Raw genomic sequence first — 13,627 nt, forward strand, 5'->3', positions numbered from 1 at the left:
CCATTACCCGAATGGAACAGGTCCCGCAATGTTGCCAGCCTCGAAGCGCCGTCGCACCGGAGGGCTCGGGCGTTTCCGGCAGGCACGGCACCCGGATCGGGCCGTAACGTACCGTGACGGTTGGCTGGCTGTGGCCCTGATCACGGCGCTCGTACTGTTCGGCCTGCCGGTCGCGGCGAGCGCTGACGAGCTGCCAGCCGGGGCGCCGGCCGCACCCATCGTCGATACCCCGCCGGAAGCGCAGCCGCCGAGCGATCCCGCGCCGGAACCGACCATCGGTCCGTCCCCGGAACCCACCGCGCAGCCCTCGCCGGACCCCACGCCCGAACCCTTGCCCGAACCCACGCCGGAACCCACGGTCAGTCCCAGCCCCGAACCGACCGCGGAGCCCACACCACAACCAACACCGCAACCAACGGCTACGCCGGAACCGGAACCGACCCCGACCGAAGAACCCACCCCGGAACCGAGCGACGGCCCCATCCCGCCGGTGACCGACCCCGAACCAGCCCCCAAGATCGCTCCCGACCCGCGCGGAGCCCCGAGCCCGGCTGCACCCGTCGATAGTGTCGCGTTGGCCGCAACCGCGGCATCCGCTCAAACGGCCGCCACGGCCCGCGCCGCTGCCGCGATAGCGGCCGAACGAGTCGCCGCCGCACGCGCCACGGCGCAGCACCTCGCCGGGCAACGCGGCGCGGAACTGGCCGTCGCCCTCACCCGTTCGCAAACCGCCCAGGCCGTGCTCGACACCGCCCGCGACGACCTGGAATCCACACTGGCCAGCCAGACGATCGCACGGGGCCGCGCCGCTCTCGTGCACCGACTGGCCGTAGAGGCCTCCCGGGACGCCGCAGAGTCCAAGACCAGCTTCGCCGTACTCGCACGCAAGCTGGCCCAGCAACAGAGCGGCGTCGGCGTCGCTGACGTTTTTCTCGGCGGGCATTCCCTCGACAACGTGCTCGACCAACTCAGTACGCTCGACCAGTTGGACCGCGGCACCGACAACATCGAGACGATCCAGGCGCGCGCCGAGGCCGACCAGGCGCGGGCGATCAAGCTGAATCAGCAGGACGCCGAGACGCGCACCGCCGCGAGCTCGGTGACGGTCGAGGCCAGTCAGGCAGCAGTCGATACGGCTGCGAGCGACTTCGAGGTGGCGGGTCTGGCCCTCGTCGCCGCCGCGGCTGATGCCGCGAACGCTGCTGCAACCCTTGCCGCACTCGACGTGCGCCCGATCATTCCCACCGACGCCGGCCAGCTGAGCGATCAGGGCTGGGCCAACCCCGCACACGGGCCGATCACGGATGGCTACGGCCCGCGCCCGGTTCGCCCGCTCCCCGGGGTCGGCGCGTTCCACTACGGCACCGATATCGGGGCCGGCTGCGGAGCCCCCGTCTTTGCGGCCACCGCCGGCATAGTGCGGGCGGCCGGCTCCGTTGGGAGTTACGGCAACTGGATCCTCCTCGACCACGGCCAGGGTGTACAGACGGGCTACGCCCACCTCAGCGATACCCTGGTCGCTGTCGGTGATCGGGTCGCCGCAGGCCAACAGGTCGGCCGGGTGGGCAGCACCGGCCTGTCCACCGGCTGCCACACGCACGTCGAGGTTCGAGTCGACGGCGTGCGCATCGACCCACAAGCCTTCTTTCTGAAGCGCGGCGTGGTGCTCGGCCGCTGACTACCGAACAACCCGACGGGCCGCGCGCCGCTCCCGGGCGCCCTCGACCAGCAGGTAGAGCACCGGCAGCACGATGAGAGTGAGCACCGTCGACGATACGAGCCCGCCGATGACCACCAGGGCGAGCGGCTGCGAGATGAAGCCGCCGTGGCCGGTGAGGCCGAAGGCCATCGGCAGCAGGGCGAAAATCGTGGCGAGCGCCGTCATCAGAATGGGGCGGAGCCTCCGGCTGGCCCCCGCAACGAGAGCGTCGCGCACCGACAGCCCCCGCCGCCGATACTGGTTGACCAGGTCGACCAGCACGATCGCGTTGGTCACCACGATTCCAATGAGCATGAGCACGCCGATCAGCGACGGCACCCCGAGGGGAATACCGGTCACCACCTGCAGGGCAATGGCGCCGGTCGCCGAGAACGGCACCGACACGAGCAGCAGCAGCGGCTGCAGCAGCGACCGGAAGGTGGCCACCATCACGATGTACACGATGAGGATGGCCACGAGCATCGCGACCCCGAGCTGCTGAAAGGCCTCGGCCTGGTCGGCGCTGACCCCGCCGAGCGTCGCGGTCGCCCCGGTCGGCAGCGCAGTATCGGCGAGCATCTGGTTCAGCTGCGCGTTCGCCGTGCCGAGGTCGTCGCTCGCGGGCGTCGCCGAGACGGTCGCCGTGCGTAGCCCCTTCGCCGTGGTGAGCGTGCTCGGCCCATCGACTTGCTCCACGGTCGCGAGTGTATCGAGAGCCACCGATCCGGTGCGCGTGGGAATCTGCACGGCGGCGAGTTCGGCGGCGGTTGTCGGAGGCGACTGCGCCGTCAGGTACACGGTGAGGTTGGTCTCGTCGATCACGATGGAGCCGATTGCGCTGGGCTGCATGGCCTGTGACACGAGGGTGCCGAGTGCGAATTCGCTCAGGCCGGCTACCGCCGCCGCCGCCCGGTCGACCGTCACGGCCAGGTAGGGCAGCGAAGCGGCGAGGGTGCTCGCGCTCTCGGTGATCGCCCCGAGTTTCTGTACCGCGCTGAGAATGGACGTGGTCGCGGTCTCGAGGTCGGCATCCGTTGCCGCGGTGATGTCGACGGCGATGTCGGAGGAGGCTCCGAACCCGCTGGCCGCGGCCACCGAGATCTCGCCCACGTCGCCCAGTTGGGCCAGGGCCGTGCGCGCATGATCTTGCACCGCGTCGGCGTCGGCCCTATCGGCGGTGGTGATCGAATAGGTCACGGCGCTCGAGGTCGGCGCTCCGCCGCGGAACGCGCTCGCCGCGCTTCCTCCGCCGATCGAGAGCTGCACGATGTCGATACCATCGAGGCGCTGAAGCGCGGTCTCGACCGAAGCGGATGCCGCATCCTGCGCGGCCAGGCTGGTGCCCACCGGAAGCGTCTGCGTCACCCGGAAGGTGTTCTGCCCGGTTGATCCCAGAAAGTTCACCTTCATGAACGGCACGAGCGCGGCCGTTCCGCCGAGCACGAGCACCGCGAGCAGCAGGGTCGCGACGGCGTGTTTCAGGGTGAAGCGGATGACCGGAAGATAACCCGTCTGCAGCCGTCCCGGGTTTTCGCCGGCCTCGGCTGCCGCGGACAGCCCCGTGGGCAGGCCGGTCGAAACGGATGCCGCAGCCGCGTGCCGCGAGTGCGCTGCGGGCACCGATCCGACGGTGACCCCGCCGATATCGGAGGCGTCGGGCTCGCCACCGGTCGTTGATTCGGCAGCTGGTTCAGCGGTCGGCGCCCGCAAGAACCAGAAGGCGAGCACCGGCACGATGGTCAGCGAGACGAGCAGGGAGGCGAGCAAAGCGATGGCCACGGTGAGAGCGAACGGCCGGAACAGCTCGCCGGTCGACCCGCCGACGAAGGAGATCGGCAGGAACACGGTGACCGTCGTGACGGTCGATGCCGTGATGGCCCCGGCCACTTCGCGCACGGCGAAGACGATCGTGGCGGCGCGATCGGCGCCGGCCACGAGGTGCCGCTTGATATTTTCGATCACCACGATGGAGTCGTCGACGACCCGCCCGATGGCGATCGTGAGTGCGCCGAGGGTGAGGATATTGAGCGAATAGCCCACGCTCTGCAGGCCGATGAAGGTGATCAGCACCGAGGTGGGAATCGAGATCGCCGTGACCAGCGTGGCCCGCACCGAGAGCAGGAACAGCAGAATTACGATCACCGCGAAGCCGAGGCCGAGCAGCCCCTCCTGGGTGAGCGCGTCGATCGACTGCTGAATGAACGGCGCCTGGTCGAACACCACGGTGAAAGTGGCGGGCGCGACGGCCGCCTCGAGCTGAGGCAGAATCGCGCGCACCGCCTTCGACACGTCGACCGTGTTCGCGGCGGGAACCTTGGTGACGGCGATGGTGAGCACGGGTTCGCCGTTCACCCGGGAGATGCTCGCGACCGGGTTCTCAGCGAGGGCGACCGTGGCGACGTCGCCGATGTTCGTGGGGCCGGCATCCGCTGTGGCGCCGGTGAAACCGGCCGAACTGGCCACGAGCGGCAGGGCGGCGATGTCGTCAACCGAGCCGAGCTTCGAGCCGGCCTGCACCGACAGTGTCGTGAGGCCCTCGGTGATGGCGCCGGCCGGAATGAGCGACCCGTTCTGCTGCAGCGCGTCGCGCAGGTTCTGGGTGCTGAATCCGCGCGCGGCGAGCTCGTCGGCGTTGGGCGTGATCGTGACGCGGCGGCCGATATCGCCGACCAGGGCGGCGTCACGCACGCCGGCCACGTCACGAATGTCACCGAGCACACTGCGCTTGAGCTGGTCGGCGAGCGCAACGGTATCGCTCGAGCTGACCGCGAGGGATATCACCGGAAAGTCGTCGATGCTGCCACTGATCACCTGCGGGTCGACGTCGGCCGGCAGCACGCCCTGGATGCGGTTGATGGCCTGGTCGATGCGGGATTCGGCCTTGACCAGGTCGGTGCCGTAGGTGAAGGTGGCGCTCACCAGCGAGGAGTTGGTGTTGCTCGTCGTCGACGTCGTCTCCAGCCCGACCAGACCCTGGATGGCGGTCTCGATCGGGGTCGACACGTCGTCGTTGACGACCTGGGGCGATGCACCCGGGTAATTTGTCGACACGAGCAGCTGCGGCAGCTGCAGGGATGGAATCAGCTCCTGCTTGAGCCCGGTCAGGGCCAGGCTGCCGAACACGGCCGCCACAATGGTGATGAGGGCGATCAGCGCCCGATTCTTCATGCTCAGTACCGCGAGAAAATGCACCAGCTCAGTATGCCAGTGCGCGGCCTGCGCCCGACCTTTAGACTGAATCCTCGTGACTCGTCGACTGATTCAACTACTAATGGGCCTGTTTCTCTACGGAATCGGCATCGCGTTGATCGTGCGCGGTGCCATCGGCGTGGCCCCCTGGGACGTGCTCACCCAGGGCATCGACGCCCACCTGCACCTCGGCTTCGGCCTGATCACCACACTGACCAGCGCCGTCGTGCTGTTGCTGTGGATTCCGCTGCGCCAGAAGCCCGGCCTCGGCACCATTCTCAACGCTCTGCTGGTTGGCCCGGCAGCGGATGTCGGCCTCTGGTTAATTCCGGCCGACCTCGCCCTGTGGCTGCGCTGCGTTCTCTTCGCGGCCGGCCTGATCACCCTCTCCGTCGCGACCGGCCTCTACATCGGGGCCCACTTCGGACCGGGCCCGCGCGACGGCCTGATGACCGGCCTGCACAAACGCACGGGCGGACCGATCTGGGTCGTGCGCACCGGAATCGAGGTCGTCGTGCTCGCCGCAGGCTGGCTGCTCGGCGGCAACGTCGGCGTCGGCACCGTGCTGTTCGCCCTGCTGGTCGGCCCCCTCTGCAACCTCACCATGCCCCTCCTGGCGATCAAGCGCCCCGCCCCCGCCGTACCCCTCCCCGAGCCCGAGCCCGAGCCCGAGCCCGAGCCCGTTCCGTAGTCGATGCCGCGGGCCGTCCAGCCTAACGAAACCTCCAAGCAGATCAGTCGGCTGCGAGCCCACAGAAGTCGGTGATCGTGCCCTCGAGAATGTCGGCGAGCGCACGCACCGACTGCGCGTCGGCCCACTCGGTGTCCGCATGCAGGCCCTCGCCGTCGGCACCGAACACGACGCAGGCAATGCCTGCTTGCAGAATGAGCCCGGCGTCGGTCCAGAACGGTTCGCCCCGGGTCGCCGCGGGTCGCGCGAGCACCCGCTCGGTGTTGGCGGTCAGCGCTCTCACAATGGGCCAGTGCGGCTCGGCCTCGAACGCGGCGCGGCCCACCAGTCGGGTCAGTGTGAACTGAAACTGGGGTTCACCAACGGCCACGGCGGTGAAGAGCGCGCGCAGCTCGGCCTCGACACGGTCGGGCGGCTGGCCCGGCAGCATCCGTCGTTCCACGGTGAGCACACAGCGGGCCGCGACCGTGGCCGCATCGTCGCCACCGACAATTTTCGATACCCGCACGGCGCCGTGGCCGAGCGTGGCGTGGGCCGGTTCGGCGTTCAGCCGCTGGCGCAGGCCATCGAGGGCGGCGAGGGCCAGGCCGGCGTGCCAGATGGCGTCCACGCCGAGTTCGGGCTGGGAGCCGTGCGCAGCCAGGCCGGTGAGCTCGAGCTCGAACCAGGCAAAGCCACGATGCGCGGTGGTGAGTTCAAGGCTGCTCGGCTCGATCACCAGGGCGGCGTCGGCGCTCAGTGTGCGCAGCACCTCCTCGGTGCCGATGCTGCCGAATTCTTCGTCGGCGACGAGGGTCACGATCACATCGCCGGCGAGTCCCAAGGCCGATGCCCGCGCTGCCGCCACGAGAATGGCCGCAAGCCCGCTCTTGGTGTCGACGGCTCCGCGCCCGTAGACCCGGCCGTCCCGGAGTTCACCGCTGAACGGGTTTGCCGCGTAGGTCGCGACGCCGACCGTATCGAGGTGAGCGTTGAGCATGAGCGAGCGGCCCGTGCCGGTGCCTTGTTTCACTCCGACGACCGACGGGCGCCCCGGAATGTGCTCCAGCACGGTGACCTCGAAGCCCCGGGCAACCAGCCACTCACCGCACCAAGCCGCGATTTCGACCTCCCCGGCGGCGCCCGGCACGAGGTCGGGGTTGACCGAATCGATGCGCACGAGTTGCTGCAAAATCGCGACGGGGTCGCTCTCAGGGGGTAGACGGGTCATCCCTAAAATCTAAGCCCTCTCGCGAACGGGGACGTGCGCTGGGTAGGGTGCAGCATGGGCAAGACATCACGGTGGGGGCTGATCCCGGCGGCGCTGGTGAGCGCATCCGCCGTGCTGCTGTTTGCGTTGCGAATGCCTGTGGCCGGCTACGTCGTGCTCGCCGCAGCGCTCGTGCTCGCCTTTCTGATCAACCGGGCTTTGTTTCGCGACCTGTTACTCATTGCCGTGGGCCTCGCCATCATCAGCACGATCTCGGTAGAGGCAAACATCAGCTACCCCAACATTGCGCTCATGGGCACGGTGCTGAGCCTGTCCGTACTCGTTCCCTACCTTCTGTCGCGGTACTACTTCACGGACCACGCGATACGGTTTCCGATTCGCACCGGGCAGCGCTGGACCAGGCTCGAGCGGGCCTACCTGCCGATCGTGGTGCTGATCGGGTATCTGATTCTGCCGAGCTATTTCATCGGTAGTGGCGCGTACCAGAACTGGCCGGCGGTGACCGTGCCGGACGAAATCGCCCGCCTGTTCGTGGGCGTGGGATTCGTGGGCATCTGGGATGAGTTGTTCTTCATCTGCGTCGCGTTCGCCCTGCTTCGGCGACACTTCGTCGACTGGCAGGCCAATATTCTGCAGGCCGTGATCTTCTCGTCGTTTCTCTGGGAGCTCGGCTACCAGTCGTGGGGTCCGCTGCTCACGGTGCCGTTCGCACTGCTGCAGGGCTACACCTTCGCCCGCACCCGGTCGCTGACCTACGTGGTCTGCGTGCACCTTTTGTTCGACGTGGTGGTGTTCGCCGTGCTCGTGCACGCGCACAATCGTGTCTGGCTCGACATCTTTCTGTACTGACCCTCTTGCACCGTTCAGAAACGCGATATATCGTGTCTTACAGGACACGCGATATAGCGTGAGTTTCCCCTTCTGAAAGGACAACCCAGTGTCACTGGAAAAATGGCTGGTCGCCCCCGGGCAGACCAAGATTATCGACGTCGAACTGGTGCGCCACCTGAAGGTCGGCCTCATCGCCGGCACGGTCGACATCATCGGCCATGACGAACCCGGCGCCCGCATTGAAGTGCACGGCGTCACCGGCAAAGACCTGAAAATCTCCATGGACGGCGACCGCCTCGAGATCGACCACCCGCAGCTGCGCTGGGACAATTTCATCGAGGTCTTCGCCTCGTTTCGCGGCACCGCTCGCGCCGAGGTGAGCATTTCCGTTCCCCGCGACGTGGCGTTGCGCTTCGGAGTCGTCTCAGCCGACGCCCTCGTCTCGGGTCTGCGCAATGACGCCAAACTCAGCACCGTCTCTGGCGACCTTGTCATCGACGATGTGCAGGGCGACCTCGAACTCAACGCGGTGAACGGCGAAATCTCGGTGCGCAACCATGTGGGAGCGCTTTCCGTGCACACCGTATCGGGCGATATCACGGCGAGCGGCAGCATCCGTCAATTCACCCTCGACGGGGTCTCGAGCAACGTGTTCCTCGACCTGGCCGGTACGCCAGACCAAATCGTGACGAACTCGGTCAGCGGCAACCTCACCGTGCGGCTCGAGACCGCCGTCGCCGCGCGCTACCACCTCAATACCCTCTCCGGCACGCTGCAACTCGACGACCACACCGTGCGCACCGCGTTCGGCAAGGGCTACGAGGGCTCCACCGGCGCCCTCGACGGCAGCTGGGTCGACGTGCGTTCCAACTCGGTGTCCGGCGACATCTCGGTCGTGCGCCGCGAACCCACGAGCCCGACGTCGGCCGGTGCAGCGGATGCCTCCCCTGCTTCCGCAGACACCGCCCCTGCTTCTCAGGCAGACCCGGCATGAGTGCCATGTTCGCGCACGGCAGCCTGCGCCTCTACCTGCTGAGCCTGCTCGCCGAGCGGCCCCGGCACGGCTACGAGCTGATCCAGGCGCTCAGCGACCGCTTCGGCGGTACCTACAGTCCGAGCGCCGGCACGATCTACCCGCGGCTGGCCAAGCTCGAGGAAGAGGGCCTCGTCACCAAGCAGGCCGACGGCCGCAAGACCGTCTACGAGATCACCGACGCCGGGCGTGCCGAACTGCTCGCCCGCGACGGCGAACTCGGTGCGATCGAGGACGAGGTGACCGACTCGGTTCGCCGCCTCGCCGACCAGGTGCGCACCGGCGTCAACTCCGCCATGAAGACCCTGCGCGCTGACCTCGCCTCGGCCGCCCGCCAGGCCCGCGGTACGACCGCCCCCGAATCGCGCGGTTACGACGGTACTCCCGAGTCGTGGGATCCGACCGGCTCATCGGACTGGGAGCGCAAGACGCCCGCCGAGCAGCCGCCCGCGGCACCCTCGAGCGCCGAACCCGCGGCGCCCGCGACCGCGCGCCAGGAATCAACGCAGGCCCTGCGCGAGGCCGACATGGTATTGAACGAATTCCGGCAGCAGCTGCGCACGGACCTGCGCACCCAGGCCGCCCGGTCGGTCGTGCCGAGCGACACCGTGCCGGCGCTCCGCCGGCAACTCGCCGAGGTGCGCGCGAGCATCCTCGCCACGCTGCACGCGTAGGCCACCCTCCCCGAGACCGCCAGCGCCCGCCGTCCATTGTCTCCGCTTCGCAGTGCGCGGGAGTTGAGCCAGTGCGCGGGAGGCGGAACTCGCACGCATTGGCGCAAGTCCAGCTCGTCGCATGGCGCGGGAGTACTGGCCAGGCCACAACTACCGCATACTGGCGCAAGTCCGGCGCTGTGCCGCCGAGGCGATCTGCACGCCGCCGAGGCGGCGGGTTATTCGCGGAGTTGCGAGTTTTGAGGTGTTTCGGGGCGTTGCGCACGCTTTTCGCGCGATGCTCCGAAACACCTCAATGTTTGAGCGGGGAGCGGATGACCCGTCGTCGCGGCCCACACGAACAAGTTCACGGTCAGAGGTCAGCAGGTGACCTGTCGTCTCGGCCCACACGCATCCGTTCAACATCCCGCCGCCGCGCCCACAGGCATCCGTTTCAAACCTGAGGAATCGCCCAAGAACACGGCTCAATTTGACAGAGGCCGGCTTAGGTGTAGTGTCGTCCCTCGTGACACCCGAGGCGAGCGCCCCAGTACCGGAAAGTCGTTCCCCCAAGCGGTGGATCATCGGCGATCCGCTCCCCACCGAGCATTTGGACGGCCAGCTGCTGCCCAAGCACCTCGCCCTACCCATCTTCGCGAGCGACCCGCTGTCAAGCGTGGCCTACGCGCCGCAGGAACTTCTCATGATTCTCACCCTCGGCGGGCTCGCCTTTCTGAGCTTCGCCCCCTGGGTGGCCGCGGTGGTCGTCGTGCTGCTCGTGGTCGTGGTCGCGTCCTACCGTCAGCTGATCAAGGCCTACCCTTCGGGCGGCGGCGACTACGAGGTCGCCCACAAGAATCTCGGCGAGAAGGCCGGCCTGGTCGTCGCATCCGCTCTGCTGGTGGACTACGTGATGACCGTGGTCGTGTCGGTGGCCAGCGGGGTCGACAACATCATTTCGGCGATCCCGGCGCTGGCCCCGCTGCGGGTCGAGCTCGCCGTGATTTTCATCATTCTGCTCGCCGCGACCAACCTGCGCGGCGTGCGGGAGTCGAGCAAAGCTTTCGCCGTGCCGACCTACCTGTTCATCGGCAGTGTGCTGCTCATGATCGTCGTCGGTCTCGTGCGCGCGCTGCTCGGCGACGCGCCGGTGGCCGAATCGGCCGGCTATGACGTGCAGGGCGAGAACCTCGCCCAGGCTGCTTTCGTCCTGCTGCTTCTGCGCTCCTTCGCGAGCGGATGCTCCGCCCTGACCGGCGTGGAAGCCATCGCGAACGGCGTACCCGCGTTCAAACACCCCAAGGTCAAGAACGCCCAACGCACCCTCACCCTGATGGGCGGCATCGCCATTGTGCTGTTCATCGGGCTGACAGCGCTCGCGCTCATCTCCCAGGTGCACTACGCGGAACGCGCTTGCGACCTGATCGGCTGGGCCGAATGTGCCACCTCCCCGCAGCGCAGCCTGATCGCCCAGGTCGCCGCGGCGACGTTCGGCGACTTCTCCATCATGTTCTTCGTGCTTCAGGCTGCCACGGCGGCCGTGCTGCTGCTCGCCGCAAACACGGCCTTCAACGGGTTCCCTCTGCTCGGCTCCGTGCTCGCGCACGACTCGTACGCTCCCAAGTCGCTCAGCACCCGCGGCGACCGCCTGATCTACTCCAACGGCGTTGTCCTGCTCGCCCTGGCCGCCTGCGCCATCATGATCGTCTACCAGGCCAACCTCACCGTGCTCATTCAGCTGTACATCATCGGTGTGTTCGTGTCGTTCACGCTCGGTCAGACCGGCATGGTGCGGCACTGGCTGAAACTTCTCAAAACGAACCCGCCCAATCGCGGCTCGATCATTCTGAGCCTGTCAATCAACGGATTCGGCGCCGCACTGACCGGCATCGTGCTCATCGTCGTCACCATCACCAAGTTCACCCACGGCGCGTGGCTGGTCTTCGTGATGATGCCGGTGCTGTTCCTTCTGATGATGGGGGTGAACCGGTACTATCGCGACGTCGCCAAGGAGATCGAGGTCGACCCGATCACGACCTTCGGGTCGCAAGGCGACCATGCCATCGTGCTGGTCGGCAAGATGCAGAAGCCGGTGCTGAAAGCCCTGGACTATGCCATCGCCGCCCGCCACGTCAGCCTCGAAGCCGTGCACGTCTCCATTGACACGACCGAGACCAAGGAACTCAAACGCGCCTGGGTCAAACAGAACATCCAGGTGCCGCTGCGCATCGTCGCCTCGCCCTACCGCGATATCAGCTGGCCGCTGATCAACTACATCAAGGGCCGCCGGGACGAACACGGCTCCGAGGTCATCACCGTGTACACGCCCATTTACATCGTCGGCCACTGGTGGGAGGGCCTGCTGCACAATCACAAGGCCCGACGGCTGCGCCAGAAACTCATGCTCGTGCACGGCGTCACGATCGCCCTCGTGCCGTGGCTGCTCGACTCCTCCGAGCTCATCTACGGCCGCCGATCCCGGCCCATCCCCGGTCAGGACCGGCGCGGCGAGCCCGTGCGTTCCCGCCCGGTGTCGCGCCGCCCGCTTGCGCCGCCCACCGGAACGATCGACACTGCAACGAAATCGACCACGATCGTCGGAACGGTCCCCGCGCAGTCCCGCCCGTCGGCATCCCGAAGGCGCAAGCGCAAATAGCGGCGGGCATCCGTTTTAGGGGCTACAGCTGGGCCATAATCTGCCGGGCGATGATGCGACCGGCCCGGTTGGCACCGACCGTGCTGGCCTGCGGACCGTACCCGGCGAAGAAGATGCGCGGGTCGGTGAAGGAGACACCGGAGCCGATGGCGACGCCGCCGGCCTTCTCCCGCAGTTTGAGCGGGGCCAGGTGGCGCAATTCCGGCCGAAAACCGGATGCCCACACGATCGCGTCCGCCTCGGTGAAGGTGCCGTCACTCCAGCGCACACCGGTCGGTTCGATGCTCGAGAACATGGGGCGGGCCACAAGCAGCCCCCGGTCAATGCCGGCCGCGATGCGGCGAGTGACGGGCACGCCGGTGCCACTGACGATGCTGGGGAGGGCGCTGCCGGCGCGAGCCGCGCGATCCTGCTGCATCACGGCCGCCACGGCGGTCACCTCGGCGAGCTGGTCGGTGTGGCTGAAGTCGATCGGCCGTCGGGACACCCAGGTCAGTTCGCTCGCGACGCCCTCAAGCTCGAGCAGGAAGCCGATCGCCGAGGTGCCACCGCCCACCACAACCACCCGTTGACCGGCGAACGCGTCGCTTGACACGTAGTTCGCCGTGTGCACCTGCGTGCCCATAAATGTACTCGCGCCCGGGTAGTGCGGAACGAAGGGTGCACCCCACGTGCCGGTCGCGTTGACGATCAGGCGCGCATCGGTCTTCTGGTCCCCGAAAACGGTCGAACTCGTGTCCACGACCAGTGTGGACTGTATCGGCATCACTCTCGTCACGGTCACCGGGCGCACCACGTTCAACTCATAGTGCTGTTCGTAGTCGCGGTAGTAGTCGCTGACGACGTCCCGCGCCGGCAGATCATGATCGGCCGTGTCGAAGCTCAGTCCGAGGTCTTTCATGCCGGGAAGGTCGTTGACCCGGTGTGCCGATCCGAGGTGCAGTGCCTGCCAGCGGTGCTGCCAGGCACCGCCGGTGCCCGGGCCGCGGTCGAAGATGATGAAGTCATGGCCGGCCACGAGGTCGAACCGGCGCAGGTAGTAGGCGACGGACAGCCCGGCCTGGCCGGCTCCGATGATGACGATGGGCACGCTGACATTGCCCGTCATGCCACCCCATTCCTACGGATTAGCCTTGCGAACGACGTCCGCGGGGCGCAAGGCCCACCATGCTAAACTAAACTCTAGTTTTTACACATTCCGTTCGGCAAATCCCGAGGGTCTCGCGACTCGCTCGGCCTGGCATCGTAAGGGGGTCACGCATGGGGCGCGGCCGTCAAAAAGCAAAGCACACCAAGGTAGCTCGGGAGCTGAAATATTTCAGCCCGGATACCAACTACAACGCGCTCGAACGCGAGCTCACCGGGCATCCGTCCGACCCGCGCCTCGACGAGGACCTCGCCAAATGGCCGGAGTACGAAGCGGACAAGGCCCGGAAGGCTGCGAGCGACGGTGCCGGCGATTCCGCTGATGATGACGACGATCCCGACGACGACGACCGTTACGTCGATCACTACGCCCCCGAAGACGAGAAGAAGCGCGCCTAGGCCGCGGCGGCGGGTGGCGGCGTCCGCTTGCGGCGGCGACCACTGCGTCCGTTCGCGGCATCCGTTTGCGGCACACGTTTACGCTGCCGCAATGTGTCGTCGCCGCGGTTCGTCACTCAG

General features: G+C 67.4%; 10 protein-coding genes. 7 read left to right on the forward strand and 3 right to left on the reverse strand.

The annotated features are described in order from the left end of the window. The first annotated feature begins 130 nt into the window (after positions 1 to 130). Positions 131 to 1,678 (forward strand): M23 family metallopeptidase, encoded by a 1,548-nt coding sequence (locus tag BMW72_RS18995; RefSeq protein WP_241984012.1) that lies wholly within the window; start codon positions 131 to 133, stop codon positions 1,676 to 1,678. Here the strand turns inward: BMW72_RS18995 and BMW72_RS10380 are convergent, their stop codons facing one another. Further along, entirely contained in the window at positions 1,679 to 4,891 is a 3,213-nt protein-coding gene (locus BMW72_RS10380; protein WP_092110270.1) for an efflux RND transporter permease subunit, read from the reverse strand. It abuts the gene before it with no gap. 52 nt (positions 4,892 to 4,943) lie between these two features. Here BMW72_RS10380 and yczE point away from each other — a divergent pair, with 52 nt between their 5' ends. Beyond that, entirely contained in the window at positions 4,944 to 5,579 is a 636-nt protein-coding gene (gene yczE, locus BMW72_RS10385; RefSeq protein WP_198416353.1) for a membrane protein YczE, read from the forward strand. Between the two features lie 43 nt (positions 5,580 to 5,622). Here yczE and BMW72_RS10390 read toward each other — a convergent pair whose 3' ends face one another. After that, a complete protein-coding gene (locus BMW72_RS10390; RefSeq protein WP_092110273.1) occupies positions 5,623 to 6,789 on the reverse strand; it encodes a M20/M25/M40 family metallo-hydrolase in 1,167 nt (388 codons plus the stop codon). Between the two features lie 54 nt (positions 6,790 to 6,843). On the opposite strand from BMW72_RS10390, the gene BMW72_RS10395 reads away from it, so the two are divergent. The 4 genes from BMW72_RS10395 to BMW72_RS10410 all read left to right on the forward strand — a co-directional run bounded on the left by BMW72_RS10395 (position 6,844) and on the right by BMW72_RS10410 (position 11,962). After that, a complete protein-coding gene (locus tag BMW72_RS10395; protein ID WP_092110275.1) occupies positions 6,844 to 7,638 on the forward strand; it encodes a CPBP family intramembrane glutamic endopeptidase in 795 nt (264 codons plus the stop codon). Positions 7,639 to 7,726: 88 nt separating this feature from the next. Beyond that, a complete protein-coding gene (locus tag BMW72_RS10400; RefSeq protein ID WP_092110277.1) occupies positions 7,727 to 8,614 on the forward strand; it encodes a DUF4097 family beta strand repeat-containing protein in 888 nt (295 codons plus the stop codon). Continuing rightward, positions 8,611 to 9,327, forward strand: coding sequence for a PadR family transcriptional regulator (locus BMW72_RS10405; protein ID WP_092110279.1), 717 nt, complete (start codon positions 8,611 to 8,613; stop codon positions 9,325 to 9,327). The genes BMW72_RS10400 and BMW72_RS10405 overlap by 4 nt, the downstream gene beginning before the upstream one ends. Before the next feature lie 505 nt (positions 9,328 to 9,832). Continuing rightward, positions 9,833 to 11,962 (forward strand): APC family permease, encoded by a 2,130-nt coding sequence (locus BMW72_RS10410; RefSeq protein WP_092110472.1) that lies wholly within the window; start codon positions 9,833 to 9,835, stop codon positions 11,960 to 11,962. Positions 11,963 to 11,984: 22 nt separating this feature from the next. On the opposite strand, the gene BMW72_RS10415 is transcribed toward BMW72_RS10410, so the two are convergent. Beyond that, entirely contained in the window at positions 11,985 to 13,070 is a 1,086-nt protein-coding gene (locus tag BMW72_RS10415; RefSeq protein WP_092110281.1) for an NAD(P)-binding domain-containing protein, read from the reverse strand. 152 nt (positions 13,071 to 13,222) lie between these two features. On the opposite strand from BMW72_RS10415, the gene BMW72_RS10420 reads away from it, so the two are divergent. Beyond that, on the forward strand, positions 13,223 to 13,507 hold the full coding sequence (locus BMW72_RS10420; protein WP_092110283.1) for a DUF3073 domain-containing protein: 285 nt from the start codon (positions 13,223 to 13,225) through the stop codon (positions 13,505 to 13,507). Positions 13,508 to 13,627 lie beyond the last annotated feature (120 nt).

The sequence above is a fragment of the Cryobacterium luteum genome (genome assembly GCF_900110125.1).
Taxonomy (GTDB): domain Bacteria; phylum Actinomycetota; class Actinomycetes; order Actinomycetales; family Microbacteriaceae; genus Cryobacterium; species Cryobacterium luteum.

Bases quoted from the DNA above. Each gene is read 5' to 3' on its own strand.
- BMW72_RS10390 (WP_092110273.1), bottom strand. From the start codon at position 6,789: ATGACCCGTCTACCCCCTGAGAGCGACCCCGTCGCGATTTTGCAGCAA.
- BMW72_RS10395 (WP_092110275.1), top strand. From the start codon at position 6,844: ATGGGCAAGACATCACGGTGGGGGCTGATCCCGGCGGCGCTGGTGAGC.
- BMW72_RS10405 (WP_092110279.1), top strand. From the start codon at position 8,611: ATGAGTGCCATGTTCGCGCACGGCAGCCTGCGCCTCTACCTGCTGAGC.
- BMW72_RS10415 (WP_092110281.1), bottom strand. From the start codon at position 13,070: ATGACGGGCAATGTCAGCGTGCCCATCGTCATCATCGGAGCCGGCCAG.
- BMW72_RS10420 (WP_092110283.1), top strand. From the start codon at position 13,223: ATGGGGCGCGGCCGTCAAAAAGCAAAGCACACCAAGGTAGCTCGGGAG.